This window comes from Stutzerimonas stutzeri, from assembly GCF_024448895.1.
In the GTDB taxonomy this organism is placed as follows: domain Bacteria; phylum Pseudomonadota; class Gammaproteobacteria; order Pseudomonadales; family Pseudomonadaceae; genus Stutzerimonas; species Stutzerimonas stutzeri_Q.
This window is the reverse complement of record NZ_JAMOIC010000003.1, coordinates 309,405-323,127: the sequence shown is the minus strand read 5'-3', so window position 1 is coordinate 323,127 and position 13,723 is coordinate 309,405. Positions and strand designations below refer to the sequence as shown.

Genomic DNA, 13,723 nt, shown 5'->3' with positions numbered 1-13,723 from the left:
CCGCTCAAAGCGGGCATTAGTAAAAAGATAATTATTTAAGCTGTTGCGCGCAGTAGATGGCTGCTTCCCCGAGCGCGTCATCTCGACGAAGCATGTAATCCGCGCCTCCGTAGTACGGAGCACTCACCTCCATTGCATCCGAGTCAATGCGAACCACATCTAGCCGGCTACCATCCTGAGCACGGATTTGCTGGCCGTCGTATTTGGCTCTGGCAACCGTATCGCGCCCGTTCCAGCTACTACATAGCAAGCCGGAGCCAGACGGCTCCAGCCGAAGCGTTGCCAGGTACGGCCCCATGCTGCCGGTCCACGTCCCGACCATCGCCGCAGGCGGCGCTACGGCTCGAATATTTGGAAAGTCGTTGTGCCGCATATCGCTGTACATGTCGTGCGAGCCACACGCCGTTAAACTTCCCGCCAACAATACGGCGGAGAAACCATTCAATGCACGCATAGATACCTCCAAAAAGGTGGCACTCTAACATTGCTCGGTTTCGCCGGAGGCCGCCTTTCCACGTAGGAACGCAAAGAAGGTTTCTGCCGGGTCGGCGTCGTCTTCCTCGACTTGCTCGGGGTCGCTGGCCTTGAGGCGCGACCAGGGCGGCAGCATGTCCAAAGCGGTGACCTTGGCGCCTGCAGCCTGCAGAGGTGCCGCGGCGATGATGGACGCCAGCACGTCGTGGCGCATGTCGCTGATGGGCGATATGCGGTCATACGCGCGCCAAAGCATGAATTCTTCGGCGGGCATGTCGTCCAGCTCGCCCAGGGTCTTGCCCAGGCGAAGGCACAGGGCCAGCTGAAAGGCTAACCCTGGCTCCGCCTCTAGGCGTTTCCCGCTTCGGCTACCGGATCAGCGTCCTTTGCGGCAGTCATGCCGCTAAGCTCGAACACGCGCCCCGCGAGGCCGTCATGCACGCCGGTGTAACTGGCCGCGACTTCCGCCACGTCGTTGCGGATCTGCGCCGGGTCAACGCCGAAAATGCGCTGGCGGTTTTCGTCGTGCAGGGCGCACACCAGCAGGAAGGCAAACAACGCGCGGTCACCGTGCGCTTCCCACGGGGCAGGCTCGCGGGGCTCCGCTTCGTCGGCGGGGGTTTCGGCAGCAGTGGCCAGCGTCACGGCCATGCGGTTGTACTCGCGCCATTCGGCGATAGTCAGGCCGCGCAGCACCACTTTGGCGCCCCACTCGGGCACGTCGATGATTTCATGTCGCAGGTTGCGCCACGGGTCAATGATGGCGGCGCGCAGGCCGCCATCTACTGGCTTTTTACGGGCGGCCATTATGGCGCCACCGGTGCGTCAGCCCAGGCCACCTTCCCGCTAACGCGAACCATGAAGGTCGCAGCGAGCACGCCGCCGGCCGAGGCCTTGTAGGTGTACTGCTTGACGAATCCCAGGAACTTGCCAGTTGAGCCGTCCTTATGCTTGATCTGGAAGGCGCGCAACGCGGCGTCGTCCTTGGCTTTCATCACGGCTTTATGCGCTGGGTCTGTCTGCGCCCAGTTGCCGGCCAGGGTGACGTTGGCGCTGTCAGACAGGCCGCCTTCGTATTCCTTGGCATCACTGGCAAAGGTGGTGGTTTCGTGCTCGTCGGTCTGCCCGTCCTGCAGGTCGATGTCTTTAATAATTACGTTCAGCTCGATATAGGAAAGATCGGGCGTGGCCGGGTCGGTCTGCGCGGTGTCGGTCATGCCCAGGTTGAGGCCAAGGGCGGATTGGCTTTTCGATTTCTTTGCGGTCATGGCGCTTACTCTTGGGGGTGAAGGGTGAATTCGCGGCGGATGCCATAAACGCCGCCTTCGCGGTCATCTGGCAGGCGCTGGACGCCGGAACAGCCAAAGCCCGGCGCGGGCTCTCGGGTCAGCTCGTCAGCGGTGTCTTTGGCCAGCTGCAGGCTTTGCAGGTGATCGGCGGCCCATACATCGACTTGCACCTGGGCCTTCTCGGAACCATCCGGCCCGCCGAAGGTGAAACCCTCGGAGCCGCTAACAATGGTGTACGTGATATATGGGCGCGCGGTGCCTTCAGGGGCGACGCCAGGAAACACCCGCCCAGCCGCGAGCGGCCCAAGGCGGGCATACAGCGATTCTTCGAGAAACATGGAACGCCTCAGAGGCCGGTGATGGCCTTGTCGATGCCTTCGGCCAAGCGGTTGATAACAGCGCCCTCGATCTTCTGCAGGGCGCCATCCCAAGAGGGACGGATGAACGGAGCGGGTGGCATATGCCGGGTACCCAACTCGATGAACTTCCAGTAGAACGCCGCTTGGCTGTCGCCACGGGGCGCGCTGATCCTCACGCCGGCCACTACCTCGCCGGGGGTGTCCGAGCGGCGGGCCACCGTGGCCACCGCGCTGCGCTTGAGCTTGCCGGTTCGCACCGGTGCCGCCTCGCGCAATGCGTCACGCCCGATCCGCGCACCCGCTAGCACGGCCGGGCGAGCAATCTTGCGCTGCATGGCGTCGCCCAGCTGCAGGAAGTCTGCGCCCAGGGCTTCGAGGCCGATGATGTCTAGCGATATGTCCATCAGACTTTCACCGTTTTGCACATGAGCAAAAGCGTTGTCCGTCTGGTGTCAGGCAAAGGCGCTACCACCTCATATTCCTGGCCTTTCGATCGGACACGCATGCGCGCGTGAACATCGGATCGAAACCGCACGCGAATCTCGGTAGTGACTTCTGATTGCTCGCCACTTGCGGCAACAAACGTACGACCCGATATGCCTTTTACGTCGGCCCAAACTGTGCACACGACGCCCCACTCTTCTACTGTCGCGCCCGTGCTGCTGCGGCGCGGCCCGAGCTGGAGAATCTGCACCCGGTTCCGCAATGATCCAGCTCGCATATTAGAACCTCGGCGGCACAGTGATTTCCGCTAGCAGTGAATCCATGAATGAGGACGGCAATTCATTGAGAATCGTCCCGCTTAGCAGCGTCTCCCGGAACTCAAACGCGGTCGCTGCATGCATCAGCATCCAGCTTTTAAGGCCTGGGTATGCCGTCAGATCGGCGCCCGCGGTGTAGCTAATCACCAGCCGCCCGGAAGGACGACCAGTAGGAAAGATGAGGAAGCTTTCGCGGCAACTGTGCTGAAGCATGCGTGGCACCTGCAGGAGAGTCAGCGAGCCATCCGCTTCGCGGCGGCTGACCGACTGCACTTCCTTGACCTGCCCTACGTCCAGGGCATGACCGGAGCCGTAGGCCTCGGGCCAGTCCTCTTCATAGGTAGCTTCGCGAATCGCCGCGCCGGTCCGGGCCTCACACTGGGCCGTTATGCCGGGAATGATGATCTGCTCGATGAGTTCCGGCTGCAGGTCTTCGACCTCGACCCGACACTGCCGCGCGACCTCCTGGAGCGTCAGAACCGGCTGCCCGGTGTAGGCGATTCGCTTGGCCATAGGTTAGGGCTTCTTGTCTTCGTCGACGGCTTCGTCGTCGGCGGGGGTCTGGCTGGTGGACGCGGCAGTGTTTTCCGTAGTCGCAGCTCCGGTTTTGGCACCTGAACTCGGCGGGGTTGTTGTGGCTTTGCCCTTGGTAAACGATTCGGCCACTCCGCCTTCAATCAATTTATCGGCCTTTTCCTTGGGGAACCCGGCAACTTCGTTCGGGCCGTAGCCCTGCCAGGACTTCTTGAACTTGATGATGCTCGGTTTGCTCATGATGGGGTCTCGCTGGATTCAAGGGACGCCCCGCCTGATGACGGGGCAGTCAGTTACATACCGGCACCCCAAGTGAGGCCGGTACCGATGGCGATCGACTCGACATGGCGCGGGCCGAAGTCGTGCTTGCTGATCACGCGGATCAGCGTCTGGTCGCGCTGGAAGGCACTGACCACATTGCCCTCGCCGTCCTTGTAGGAAGCCTCAGTGCTGATCGCGATCGCGAGCTGCTCGACTTCACCGATGTAGCAGTCGGCGAAGTTAACGAAGTAGATCTCGGACTCGTTGCCGCCAGCGCCCAGGTTTGTCGGGATCTGAGTGGAGAGTGCCCACTTGTAGCCCTTGAGCAGGCCCGCATCGATCTCGGGGTATGCCTTGTTGCCGTTGCCGTCGCGCAGCGATTGCAACCAGCGGATGGTCCGGGGGTGCATCAGCCAGCCGCAAGCGGACAGGTCGACGTTGGCGACCTCCAGACGCAGCATCAGGCCGCCCAGGAACGTATCGATATCTGTCAGCGTGACCCCGGCAGGCTGCGCCACTATGTGACCGGCCGGCGCCCAGTTGCGCAGACCTTTGGGCAGCGGGTCGACGCCGGAGCCACGGATGAAGTGCAGGTCCTCGGACAGGCCCATGCTGGTGGCAAGATCGCTGCTCACCAACGAATCCACGCGAGGGTTCACGCCGGAGAAGGCCAGCAGGTCGTTGGAGATCGGAACGATGGCCGCTGCTTTCTTGGCCGACAGCTTGAGGTCGGCGAACGTCATTTCGGTCAGGGGAATATCCTGCTCCGTCCCGATGTAGCTGACCGAGGTGTTGCCGTTGATGCGCGGCAGAGTCATGTTGCCGTTGTTCAGCGGCAGGCTGACAGCACCCATGCGACGAACCACGGACTTCGGCCGCAGCGACTCGATCACGCCGGAGCTGAAGTTTTCCGGAACCAGCACGCCACCCGCGCCTGCGGAGACGGTGGACAGCGCCATGTGCACGTCAGCACCGAAGCCGTTGACCTTGGCGAGCTCTGCAGCCTGCTGCTGGTTGCCTTGGGCCTGAACAAGGAGGCGCACCATCTGCGCCATTGCCACGTCGGGCTTGGTCGGATTGTTGAACGGGCCGGAAATGCCGCCCGCCGGTGGGCTATTGATGCCCTGGGCGCTTTCGTTTACCGGTACCGCAGCGGCCGAGGCCGAGCGCTCGGCAATTTCCGCGCGGCTGAGCTTATCGGACAGGGTGTTGATCTGCGCTTCGAGCTCGCCGAACATGGCCAGCTGGTCGGCGCTGAGGCTCGTGCCGTCAGCCTCGAGTTTCGCCAACGCTTGCAGCTCGGTATTGAGCTGGGCGCGTTCGCTTCGCAGTTGAAGTACTTTGGACATCGGGTGTCTCCTGGGCATGAAAAAGCCCGCACGCGGCGGGCTCGGGTTTAGCTGCCGCGAACGCGGTCAGAATCGGGTTTGCAAGTTGGCGGCGGCTGCGCGCATACCGATACGCGAGGGGCTGCGCTGGCTGCGTGCCTGCGCTATGGCTTGGGAAATATCATCGACAGCCTGTTGCGGGCTTTGCAGTCGGTCAGCAAGCCCTGCGCTGATACCCGCCTTGCCGCGATAGAGGCCGGCCTGCGTGTCGATGACCTGCTGTACGGAAAGCCCTCGGTAGTCGGCCACCACGTTCACGAACAGTTGATAGCTTTCCTGCACCAGATCATTCAGCACCTTCAGCGACTGGTCGCTGATTGGCTCATGTGGCGTCAGGTCGTTCTTGTGCGTACCGGCATAAACGGTGGTCACCTTGATGCCGAGCTTTTCATTCATCTGGCTGCGGTCGTAGTGGCTGGCGATGACGCCGATGGACCCCACTCCGCTGGTCTGGCTGACGACAATGTCAGTACAGGCAGCAGCGATGATGTATCCGCCGCTGTAGGCACCAAAATTCACCACGCCCGTGATGGGCTTTTGCTGCGCCATCGCACGGATATCAGCAGCGAGTTCGAACGCGCCGGTGGCTGATCCGCCCGGGCTGTCGATATCCAGCACGACATGCTGGACCATCGGATCGGCCACCGCTTGGCGCAGTTGCTGGCGAAGGCCTTCGTAGCTGGTCATGGTTTCGCATGGCTGCAGGTGAGCACCGCGGCTGACCAACACGCCGTGCACGTCCACCACCTGTATCCCGGTCTGCGCGATGGCCTGACGACGATTCTCTTCGGCCAGAGCCAGGCGGTCGCTGTAGCCCTCGTCTTCCATCATGCGCGCACCGTCGACGGCGCCGATGTTGATAATGTTCAGGCTCATCGCCTGATTGGCCCAGCGCACGCCAAGCTCGAGCATGTCAGGGGTGATCAGCAGCGGCTGATTGAAGAGCAGGCTGGCCGCTCGCAGATAGGCTTTCATTGCGCCAGGATCCTCTCGATTTCAGCGTGCTGCAGCTCTAGCTGAGCGCGTACGTTGGGGTTGTTCAGGTCCGGCATGCCTTTGCCGGCATCGACCATATTCAGCGGCTGCAGGTACACATCACCACCGGCTACCGGCGGCATGTTCTCCAACCGGCGGATGTCATTGACGCTGAGCCAACCCCACTGCCGGCCAATCGCGTACGACTCGTAGCGGCTCTTCTGGTCGCCGCGCAGCAGGCCCGAAAGGTTGAATTCTATGAAGTGGTCGCGCCGATCCTTGGGAAGCAGGAAGTCGCGCATCATCGATTGCTCGTGACGCTTGACCCACGGCAGCAGCGCGAAAACCACGAACTGGATCAGCAGCTGTTCCAGCGTGTTGTAGTTCGACTTTTCCAGGTCGTTGACCATAGGCAGCGGGATCTTGTAAATCCGCGCCACGTCGGTGCCGCTGAGTTTCAGGACGTTGACGATGTCAGCGTCTACGTGGCTCATGCTGATCGGCTTGAATGTCATACCTTCTTGCAGCAGCGCGACTTTCTTAGCGTTATCGATCCCGCTGTACTTGTCGCCCCACTGCTCGGTGATGCGGTCAATGCTGGCTTGGTCCTTCAGCGCTACCGCCTCGCGCGGACGCTCGATAACACCCGATACCGCGGCGCCGTTGGCAAAGCTCTTGCCGGTGTACTGCCGCACCGCCTGCGCCAGACCTACTGCCTCGGCATGCAGCTCAATCGGCGATACGCCGGTGTAGTGGTTTAAGGTGTGCCAACGCACATGGTGAACCATGCGCATCGGTAGCCGCTCTGGATGGCTGCCGACCTGGTAACAAGGCAGCATGTCAGAGCCTTTGTAGGTCACCACCTTGCCGGTATCGAGCGGCCAGAGAGCAACAACGTTGCCATCGTCGCGACGGTCAATCAGCTGGAACCCATTGCCACGAAGGCCAGCTGATAGCTGGGTGCATTCGCGCAGCTCGTACGGCGTCTGGAAGCCGTTCGGCTGGTAGCGCAGCACGTCGTACAGCGGATGACTGATGGCTGCCTCGCGCTGGCCTTGGCCCTGCCGGCGGTACAGTTCCAGCGGCAGCTGGCCGATGGATTCAGCCAGCAGCGTGACGCAGTTCTGCAGGACAGGAATGCCCAGCGCCGATTCAGGTGTCACAACCGTGCCGCTGCTGTTTTTGCCGCGACCGATGAGGCCGCGCCACCAATCATTTGTTTCGGTAACGCTACCGCCGGTACCAGCGCCAAGAAGGCTGGAAAAAAACATGTCAGCCCCCTTTGGTTTTGAGTTGAGCGGCTGCGCGATCGGCCAGGTATGCCCAGCCGAGCAGCCCGAGTCCCGCCACGATGAAGGCTGCGGGGATATTCAGCAGAGCAACACCGGCTACCAGCAGGCCGAAGCCCATCAGCCCGGCGAGCCACGAAAGCACTACCAGTTTCATATACCTGCGCCTTCTTCGTAGATTGAGGTGCCGCTGTGCAGCGTGCCCGCACCGCTGATACCAGTTGCCATGATCGCGGCGACGATGCCGTCTATGCGGCCAATGGCCTTCTGTTTGTCTACCTTTCGGTTGCCGGCCGGGTCGGAGACGGTGATGGCGTTGCCGGCGTTCCAGGTCAAAACGGGATTGCCGTCGTGCCGGAGGGTTTCCACCTCAGCCGTCTCGGTGGATATCAGCTGGTAGTCGGCCGGGTCGAGGTCTATCACCTCCTCATCCGGAACGGTGCCCAGCAGGCGCCGCTCGAACTCGTCTACCGCCGGGCCCATGTCCTTGAAGCCTTGGCCGAACGGCGTGAGCTCAGGGAGGGTGATGCCGTGCTCGTTCATCAGCTCGCGCAAGTCCTCGATCCGCCAGCGGTCATAGGCAATTTGGTGCACCTGGAAGTAATCGCAGATGGTCTGCAACCGGCGCAGCACATGCAGCTTGCTGATGGCCTTGCCCGGGGTGGTTTCCAAATGCCCGTCCTTGATCCATACGCTGTACGGCACCTTGTCGCGCCGCTCGCGATCTTCAAGCTGATACTCAGGAATCCAGAAGTACGGCAGCAGCCGCCAGTGCGGGTCGGCCTCGGTCGGGTAGAACAGCAGCGAGAAAGCCGTGAGGTCGGTCGTACTGGAGAGGTCGAGCCCCGCCACCGCTGGGCGATCGCGCAGCAGCCGCATGGGCACGCGCTCTTCGGCAGCACTCCACACGTCCCAGCCAATCCAGGGGTTGTCTGCCTGCGTCCACTGGCAGAAGTTCAGGCGCCGCACCACCGCTTCTTTCGCCGGCAGGCCTCGTGCCTCCGCCACCTGTTCACGCAGGTATTTGCGGCCTGGGATGCCCTCTGTCTGCCGCTCCGGATCGGCCACGAAATCGAGCGAGGGGTTGACCTTCGCCCAGCAGCTCTCATCGGTAAGCGGGTCGTCACCATCATCTAATGAGCAGATGAAGGCGAACAGGCTGTCGTTGTCCTCGATGCCGGCACAGATGCGTTTGCCCAGCTCGTGGTATTGCCCGCAAACGCTGTTCTTGTCGCTCCCGCTGTTGGTGATCATCACGATCATTGCGCGCCGCCGGTTCTTGGTACCGGCGCGCATCATGTTCACTGCGGTCGCGCTCTTGTGCTCGTGCAGCTCGTCGAGCAGGCCGATGTGCGGGCGTGGCCCTGACTGGCCATCGTCCGAGCTGATCGGCCGGAAGAAGCTATTCGTGTTCGGGTAGAACAGGTTCCAGACCTTTTCGTCCCGGCCCGACTGGACCAACCGCCGCACCAGGGCCGGCGACATGTTGACCATGCTCACCGCATCGCGGAACAGGATCATCGCCTGGTCGCGTTTGGTGGCGGCGGCATAGACCTCGGCGCGCTGCTCGCCGTCGGCGACCAATCCGTAAAGCCCAATGCCTCCCACTAGAGGCGACTTGCCCGACCCCTTTCCGGTCTCGATATAGGCCATCCGAAAGCGACGGTAGCCGTCGACCGTGTACCAGCCGAACAGGCTACCGATCACGAACGCCTGCCAGGGCGCGAGCACGAAGGGCTCGCCCTCGTATTCTCCGCCGTTGAGGCAGAGCACTTCTTCGAAGAAGCCGATGGCCTTTTCCGCGGCTTCCTGATCCCACACCAGCCCGCGCAGTTCGGCGGCGTCCCGGTCGCGCAGATGGCGCTTGCAGGCGTTGCGCACATCCGGCCCGGCGACAATCTCACCGGCCAGCACCGCATGGGAGAAGGCGGTGACGCGATCAACTGAAGTACTTGGCGGCTGCGTCTCGTTGTTCATTTGGGAATAACTCACCTTGCGGGGCCGCCGCCTTCATGTTGCGGCGGGCCATCGGCGAGAAACCAAACAGAGCGCCGGCGGCGTTGGCTCGCTTCTCTGCATCGTTGGCGAGCTGCCGCCAGACGCTTATTTGCTTGGCGCCGGTAGCGAAGGTTTGAACGTCGCCACTGCAATCGGCCTTAGCGTTCTGATCCGCGATCAAGCGGCGGAAGCGCTGCCAATCGGCTACCGCTTCGCAGTAGGTGGCCAGCGCCATCATGTCCAGTTTGCTGATCCAGCCGAGGGTAAGCAGGTCTTCAACGACGCGATCCCATTCGGCTGCAGCCTCTGCACTGAGCCACTCCGGCTTCGGCGGCGCCGCGACCGGCACTGCCGGCTCCTGCACTTCCGCAAGCAACTGGCTGGTGTTCTTCTTGCTCGGGTTTCCTTGCAGCAAGTGCAGGTGCGGCGGATGGCCCGAGCGACCCGAGTTAGCATTTCCGGACATATAAAACCTCGAAGGGGTCTTTTCGGCCTATACCCCCCCTCTCCATTTTTCCCGCCGTTGCGAACGGAGATGGGGGAACGGTCTAGAAGGATGCGGGCGCGAATGTTTTCGCCCCCCCTACCCAGGGCGGTGCCAGTGGTGGCGGGGGTCCAGCGGGCGGCCGGTCGAGTCACACCCGGCGAGCCGCCCCGATTTCTCAAGGCGCTGCTTGACCGAGTCGTGACAGTGCTTGCACAGCGACTGCCAGTTGTCCCGAGACCAGAACAGCTTCCAGGCACGCGCGAGCTGCTCAGCATCACCGCTTGCCTTGGCTTCCTTCAGCCGCGGCGCGATGACGTGGTCAACGATCAGTGCCAGGACTGGCCTGGTATTAGTGCTGCACATCGAGCAGAACGGCTGCCGCCGTAAGTGATCCTCACGAGCCAGCTGCCAGCGGTATCCGTAACCGCGCGCCGTGCTGCTGCCCCGGCGCTTATCACTCTGCCCTTGGCGCATCGCTAATGCCCGCCCTGCGCTTCAGCCACTGCTCATATAGGCTGCTCGCCATGTCCGCGCCCATCGTGGCGATGACACAACCAATCGCGACGGCTGCCAGCATCGCGCTACCCATGGCGAGCAGTAGCAGAAACGTCGCCATGCCAAAGACGGCAGAAGCGCCTGCGCGCAGCACGATCCGCTTGATCAACGCCCAGCCCGACAGGCCAGCCTTGTCACCGCGCCACATCTCACCGCTGAGTGCAGCCAAGACGAATCCCAGGATTACAGCCCACAGCGGCGCATCCGCCAGCGTCTGGTGGTTATCGTTCATCAGGTGTGTTTCGCCAGTGGTGCCCGTCAGACCGAGCCGTTTAAGATGCAAGCTCAACCATGCGGAGCTCGTAGAGATGGAACTCGTTTTAAAACTGCTAGGGGCGCTTGGCGCAGTTGCGATGATCATTGACGTCGCTATGCGGCACACCAATGCAGAGCAAAGGAAGCTGCTGGTCGGCTGGGTAAAAGGTGTGGTTGGTCCAACCCTTTATGTATTGTTCACGCTCTTCGCCATCGCTGTATGTGCCATATCGATCTGGCAAATCCAAGCGTTCTACGTCAGCCCCGACCCAATCACACGCAAAGAAGTGGTGATGCTGTTCGTTTACATCATCGACGCCATTTTCTACGGCGCCATCGTTCCAGGTTTAATACTCGCGCCCTTTTCAAAGGCGAAGCCCAAGTTAGATTCCGATGGTTCTGCGGCGGCCTAAGAAAAAGACAAAGCCCCGCACGATGGCGGGGCTTTGAGGGGTGACCGGCGGGGGAACCGGCCTTTGCCTGACACAGCAAGTTAGGCTCGTTTCGGTCATCGCCTTGGCGCTGCTCTGACCTGTTATGCGCTTTGTACCCCCCAACTGCGGAGGCGTAAACAGCGATTTAACGCCGCTGCCGAATGTCGGCTTAATCCTGCCTGAATCCTAGCTCTATACCGGGCGAACACCAGACCGACATTTACGCGACGTAACGCCCACCATGCACCCGCTGCATCCGTGAACGGCGTTCCAGCTCAGCCTTCACTAGCTCGTGCAGCTTTTGCACCCGCTCGTGATAGGTCCGCTCAGAGCCGATCCGCACGCGCCGCATCTGCTGTGCAACGGTTGGGATCGGGTCCGGCAGATAGCGCACCATCGCCAGCTTCACCAGCTGCGTCTCCAGGCAGAACGGTGGGCGGGTGGTGTTGCCCGCCAGCCGCCACGCCTTCGCCAGCTTACGGTCCTGCACGATGCCCGCCTGCTTGATGCTGCCGATTGCCGCGTCCACTTCCTCAGCCGCCCGATCCTCAGCCCCAGCCAGCCCCACCGTGGAACGGCTGCCAGTAGGGATCATCCCGTACTGCATCGCCACCGCCAGCGGCGACGAACTACCCGCGCCCGGACCACCCAGGCCGCCACGGCACCGCTCAGCCCAATGCATCATCAACGCCTCCACCGCCTCAATCATGGCTCTTCTCCCCCGCCGAACCCAACCCAACACAAAAACCCCAACCCAACACAAACCCAACACAGTTAAAACCCATATAGATCAGTGCTTTCGAAGCATCTGTGTTGAGTGTGTTGGGTTTGTTGGGTTTTTCAGTCCTCGCATAGAGAATTTTTGCTTCACCGTCAGAAGGAACAAGCGAAACCGCAGCGCATGCGCGCGCGCGATGCCAAACCCAACACACCCCACACAGCACCCGCAAAGCCCCGCCGTTCATGCCGTGCGCCTGTGTTGGGTTCGCAAAACCAACCCGACACAACCCAACACAACCCAACACACGCTTGAGCGTACTCATGCTGCAGCCGCCTTCAGGTGGTCCCACCCGTCCACGTCCCAGCCCGCCTTGCGCGCCTTCCCGCGCCACTCCGCCACGTGCTGGCCAAGCGCAGCTGCGGATAGAGATGGGGGCAGGGAAGATCCCGGGTCGCTGGGGAAGAAGAACGCCCCAAAGCTTCGATTGCTGCCATTCGTCCAGGGGATCGAGCGCGTCTTCTCCACCTCGGCACTGATGAACAGGCTGAACTTCGTCTGGCTCATCGCGTGTTCCTTGTTGCGCTGGCACCACTCGAGGAACAACGCATACAGGTCCGTCGACAGGCACGCGCCCCACAGGTCCAGCCCAAGCTCACCGCTCTGCCATTGATAGAGGAAGGTCTGCCACCCTGCCCGGCTCAACGCCACCAGCCGCTGTCGCGCATCGGTGTGCGGTGGTCGCGTGCGCTGATCGAACTCGCCCAGGTCCAACGACAGCAGCCAGCCATACAGCGCTGCCACCCCGTTGCCCTTCAACTCCGCGCCGATCGCCTTCTGTCGTGCAGGCGGCAACGTCTCCTGCGGCCACACCACCAGCATGCGCCGGTCACTGTCGCTGATCGGCCACGGCAGGATCTCATTCGAGAGGAACACCGCATTCATATGGTTCGCCTCTTCCCACCCGTTGATGAACTTCGATTCCATCCGCACCGTCTTGCCGGTGATCAGATGCTTGATCTTGCCCACCTGGTTATAACGCTGGTCACGCGAGACAACCTCCTCGAACACGGCCCACAGCTTCCGGCTCTGCCACGCGTTGAACGACGACTCCAACTGCGTCTGCCCCACCGTCGCCGCATACGGCCCAAACAACTGCCCGAACGCATCGGCAAACAGCAGCGACTTGCCCGAGCCCTCAGTGATCGAATGGGCCAGCACCGCCGTATCCATCTTCGCGCCCGGGTGCTGCAGCGGGTAGGCCAACCACTTCTTCAGCCAGTTGAAGGCCTCTTCATCGTGGTTGCACAGAAACGAGATCAACCAACGCAGGTTCGCGCACGCCTCATCGTCCCGCACAGGTTCCAGCGGCAAACCTTCAAACGTATTGATGTACACGGCCGGATCCAACCGCATCGCCGGGTCGAACACGATGTGATCCACATCCACCGTCCGCCGCTCGGCTGAGTTCAGCCACAGCGCATAGGCGTCACCCAGCGCCATCTTCACCGCGCCTTCCGGAATGCGCCGCTTCTTCTCGCGGTCCCACACATCCTTGGTGCCGTCGATATACACATAGCGCTCGGTCGGCGGCATACCCAGCGCGCCGGCCTTCTTGCCCGCCATACGCCGCGCCTGCTCGATCTCGCGCACCGCATCGGCGCCGATCAGTTTCTTCGCCGTGTCATCCAGCCATGTTTTCGCCAGCGGCTTGCTCACCAGCGCCTCGAAGGCCGTCTTCTTCATCACGGTCTTCTTGTCCTGGTCCCACACCTGCGTGGTGCCTTCCACCAGAGCAAAGCGCCGCAACACCTGTTCACTGGTCAGCCCCGCCCCCTGCCCCCCGTTGTCGGAGGAGCCGCCCGGCGCCGCGGCTTCGGCCTCGGATGGGGTCCGGGAAGGCCCACCATCAGCCAGCGCAGCCGACAGCTGCTGCTGGACGGCCT

General features: G+C 62.0%; 20 protein-coding genes and 1 pseudogene. 1 reads left to right on the top strand and 20 read right to left on the bottom strand.

Annotated elements, in window-relative coordinates:
• Nucleotides 1-31: 31 nt before the first annotated feature.
• The 17 genes from NA619_RS05615 to NA619_RS05540 form a co-directional block, all read right to left on the bottom strand.
• A complete protein-coding gene (locus NA619_RS05615; protein WP_255960784.1) occupies nucleotides 32-454 on the bottom strand; it encodes a J517_1871 family lipoprotein in 423 nt (140 codons plus the stop codon).
• 24 nt (nucleotides 455-478) lie between these two features.
• Nucleotides 479-748 (bottom strand): phage tail assembly protein T, encoded by a 270-nt coding sequence (locus NA619_RS05610; RefSeq protein WP_255960782.1) that lies wholly within the window; start codon nucleotides 746-748, stop codon nucleotides 479-481.
• Between the two features lie 74 nt (nucleotides 749-822).
• Nucleotides 823-1,281, bottom strand: coding sequence for a phage tail assembly chaperone (locus NA619_RS05605; protein ID WP_255960780.1), 459 nt, complete (start codon nucleotides 1,279-1,281; stop codon nucleotides 823-825).
• Nucleotides 1,281-1,742 (bottom strand): phage tail tube protein, encoded by a 462-nt coding sequence (locus NA619_RS05600; RefSeq protein WP_255960779.1) that lies wholly within the window; start codon nucleotides 1,740-1,742, stop codon nucleotides 1,281-1,283. Before NA619_RS05600 ends, NA619_RS05605 begins: the two co-directional genes overlap by 1 nt.
• A gap of 5 nt (nucleotides 1,743-1,747) precedes the next feature.
• Nucleotides 1,748-2,101, bottom strand: coding sequence for a tail completion protein gp17 (gene gp17, locus NA619_RS05595; protein ID WP_255960778.1), 354 nt, complete (start codon nucleotides 2,099-2,101; stop codon nucleotides 1,748-1,750).
• An 8-nt stretch (nucleotides 2,102-2,109) separates the two neighbouring features.
• Nucleotides 2,110-2,526 (bottom strand): HK97-gp10 family putative phage morphogenesis protein, encoded by a 417-nt coding sequence (locus tag NA619_RS05590; protein WP_255960777.1) that lies wholly within the window; start codon nucleotides 2,524-2,526, stop codon nucleotides 2,110-2,112.
• Complete coding sequence (locus tag NA619_RS25195) at nucleotides 2,526-2,843, bottom strand: phage head closure protein (protein ID WP_423836800.1); 318 nt, start codon at nucleotides 2,841-2,843, stop codon at nucleotides 2,526-2,528. Before NA619_RS25195 ends, NA619_RS05590 begins: the two co-directional genes overlap by 1 nt.
• Nucleotide 2,844: 1 nt before the next feature.
• Nucleotides 2,845-3,396: a hypothetical protein gene (locus NA619_RS05585; RefSeq protein ID WP_255960776.1), complete on the bottom strand. Its 552-nt coding sequence runs from the start codon at nucleotides 3,394-3,396 to the stop codon at nucleotides 2,845-2,847.
• A gap of 3 nt (nucleotides 3,397-3,399) precedes the next feature.
• Nucleotides 3,400-3,657: a hypothetical protein gene (locus tag NA619_RS05580; protein ID WP_255960775.1), complete on the bottom strand. Its 258-nt coding sequence runs from the start codon at nucleotides 3,655-3,657 to the stop codon at nucleotides 3,400-3,402.
• Between the two features lie 53 nt (nucleotides 3,658-3,710).
• Nucleotides 3,711-5,027 (bottom strand): phage major capsid protein, encoded by a 1,317-nt coding sequence (locus NA619_RS05575; protein WP_255960774.1) that lies wholly within the window; start codon nucleotides 5,025-5,027, stop codon nucleotides 3,711-3,713.
• Nucleotides 5,028-5,093: 66 nt separating this feature from the next.
• Entirely contained in the window at nucleotides 5,094-6,041 is a 948-nt protein-coding gene (locus NA619_RS05570; RefSeq protein ID WP_255960773.1) for a S49 family peptidase, read from the bottom strand.
• On the bottom strand, nucleotides 6,038-7,312 hold the full coding sequence (locus NA619_RS05565) for a phage portal protein (protein ID WP_255960769.1): 1,275 nt from the start codon (nucleotides 7,310-7,312) through the stop codon (nucleotides 6,038-6,040). Before NA619_RS05565 ends, NA619_RS05570 begins: the two co-directional genes overlap by 4 nt.
• 1 nt (nucleotide 7,313) lies before the next feature.
• Nucleotides 7,314-7,487, bottom strand: coding sequence for a hypothetical protein (locus tag NA619_RS05560; RefSeq protein WP_255960767.1), 174 nt, complete (start codon nucleotides 7,485-7,487; stop codon nucleotides 7,314-7,316).
• Entirely contained in the window at nucleotides 7,484-9,307 is a 1,824-nt protein-coding gene (locus tag NA619_RS05555) for a terminase large subunit (protein ID WP_255960765.1), read from the bottom strand. Before NA619_RS05555 ends, NA619_RS05560 begins: the two co-directional genes overlap by 4 nt.
• Nucleotides 9,270-9,794 (bottom strand): phage terminase small subunit P27 family, encoded by a 525-nt coding sequence (locus NA619_RS05550; RefSeq protein WP_255960763.1) that lies wholly within the window; start codon nucleotides 9,792-9,794, stop codon nucleotides 9,270-9,272. Before NA619_RS05550 ends, NA619_RS05555 begins: the two co-directional genes overlap by 38 nt.
• A 117-nt stretch (nucleotides 9,795-9,911) precedes the next feature.
• The gene (locus tag NA619_RS05545) at nucleotides 9,912-10,289 is read right to left on the bottom strand and encodes an HNH endonuclease signature motif containing protein (RefSeq protein WP_255960761.1); all 378 of its coding nucleotides are present in this window, start codon (nucleotides 10,287-10,289) and stop codon (nucleotides 9,912-9,914) included.
• Nucleotides 10,270-10,659: a phage holin family protein gene (locus NA619_RS05540; protein WP_336605445.1), complete on the bottom strand. Its 390-nt coding sequence runs from the start codon at nucleotides 10,657-10,659 to the stop codon at nucleotides 10,270-10,272. The genes NA619_RS05545 and NA619_RS05540 overlap by 20 nt, the downstream gene beginning before the upstream one ends.
• Before the next feature lie 19 nt (nucleotides 10,660-10,678).
• Here NA619_RS05540 and NA619_RS05535 point away from each other — a divergent pair, with 19 nt between their 5' ends.
• Nucleotides 10,679-11,038: a hypothetical protein gene (locus NA619_RS05535; protein ID WP_255960759.1), complete on the top strand. Its 360-nt coding sequence runs from the start codon at nucleotides 10,679-10,681 to the stop codon at nucleotides 11,036-11,038.
• 241 nt (nucleotides 11,039-11,279) lie between these two features.
• Here NA619_RS05535 and NA619_RS05530 read toward each other — a convergent pair whose 3' ends face one another.
• The 3 genes and pseudogenes from NA619_RS05530 to NA619_RS05520 form a co-directional block, all read right to left on the bottom strand.
• Nucleotides 11,280-11,768: a hypothetical protein gene (locus NA619_RS05530; protein WP_255960757.1), complete on the bottom strand. Its 489-nt coding sequence runs from the start codon at nucleotides 11,766-11,768 to the stop codon at nucleotides 11,280-11,282.
• Complete coding sequence (locus NA619_RS05525; protein ID WP_255960755.1) at nucleotides 11,761-12,102, bottom strand: hypothetical protein; 342 nt, start codon at nucleotides 12,100-12,102, stop codon at nucleotides 11,761-11,763. The genes NA619_RS05530 and NA619_RS05525 overlap by 8 nt, the downstream gene beginning before the upstream one ends.
• Nucleotides 12,099-13,661 (bottom strand): annotated as a pseudogene (locus NA619_RS05520) (primase-helicase family protein); the annotation flags it as partial. The pseudogene NA619_RS05520 and the gene NA619_RS05525, both read right to left, overlap by 4 nt.
• Between the last annotated feature and the right edge of the window lie 62 nt (nucleotides 13,662-13,723).

Bases quoted from the DNA above. Each gene is read 5' to 3' on its own strand.
- NA619_RS05575 (WP_255960774.1), bottom strand. From the start codon at position 5,027: ATGTCCAAAGTACTTCAACTGCGAAGCGAACGCGCCCAGCTCAATACC.
- NA619_RS05590 (WP_255960777.1), bottom strand. From the start codon at position 2,526: ATGGACATATCGCTAGACATCATCGGCCTCGAAGCCCTGGGCGCAGAC.
- NA619_RS05525 (WP_255960755.1), bottom strand. From the start codon at position 12,102: ATGAGTACGCTCAAGCGTGTGTTGGGTTGTGTTGGGTTGTGTCGGGTT.
- NA619_RS05570 (WP_255960773.1), bottom strand. From the start codon at position 6,041: ATGAAAGCCTATCTGCGAGCGGCCAGCCTGCTCTTCAATCAGCCGCTG.
- NA619_RS05580 (WP_255960775.1), bottom strand. From the start codon at position 3,657: ATGAGCAAACCGAGCATCATCAAGTTCAAGAAGTCCTGGCAGGGCTAC.
- NA619_RS05550 (WP_255960763.1), bottom strand. From the start codon at position 9,794: ATGTCCGGAAATGCTAACTCGGGTCGCTCGGGCCATCCGCCGCACCTG.
- NA619_RS05605 (WP_255960780.1), bottom strand. From the start codon at position 1,281: ATGGCCGCCCGTAAAAAGCCAGTAGATGGCGGCCTGCGCGCCGCCATC.
- gp17 (WP_255960778.1), bottom strand. From the start codon at position 2,101: ATGTTTCTCGAAGAATCGCTGTATGCCCGCCTTGGGCCGCTCGCGGCT.
- NA619_RS05535 (WP_255960759.1), top strand. From the start codon at position 10,679: ATGGAACTCGTTTTAAAACTGCTAGGGGCGCTTGGCGCAGTTGCGATG.
- NA619_RS05610 (WP_255960782.1), bottom strand. From the start codon at position 748: ATGCCCGCCGAAGAATTCATGCTTTGGCGCGCGTATGACCGCATATCG.
- NA619_RS05530 (WP_255960757.1), bottom strand. From the start codon at position 11,768: ATGATTGAGGCGGTGGAGGCGTTGATGATGCATTGGGCTGAGCGGTGC.
- NA619_RS05545 (WP_255960761.1), bottom strand. From the start codon at position 10,289: ATGCGCCAAGGGCAGAGTGATAAGCGCCGGGGCAGCAGCACGGCGCGC.
- NA619_RS05565 (WP_255960769.1), bottom strand. From the start codon at position 7,312: ATGTTTTTTTCCAGCCTTCTTGGCGCTGGTACCGGCGGTAGCGTTACC.
- NA619_RS05615 (WP_255960784.1), bottom strand. From the start codon at position 454: ATGCGTGCATTGAATGGTTTCTCCGCCGTATTGTTGGCGGGAAGTTTA.
- NA619_RS05555 (WP_255960765.1), bottom strand. From the start codon at position 9,307: ATGAACAACGAGACGCAGCCGCCAAGTACTTCAGTTGATCGCGTCACC.
- NA619_RS05560 (WP_255960767.1), bottom strand. From the start codon at position 7,487: ATGAAACTGGTAGTGCTTTCGTGGCTCGCCGGGCTGATGGGCTTCGGC.
- NA619_RS05600 (WP_255960779.1), bottom strand. From the start codon at position 1,742: ATGACCGCAAAGAAATCGAAAAGCCAATCCGCCCTTGGCCTCAACCTG.
- NA619_RS25195 (WP_423836800.1), bottom strand. From the start codon at position 2,843: ATGCGAGCTGGATCATTGCGGAACCGGGTGCAGATTCTCCAGCTCGGG.
- NA619_RS05585 (WP_255960776.1), bottom strand. From the start codon at position 3,396: ATGGCCAAGCGAATCGCCTACACCGGGCAGCCGGTTCTGACGCTCCAG.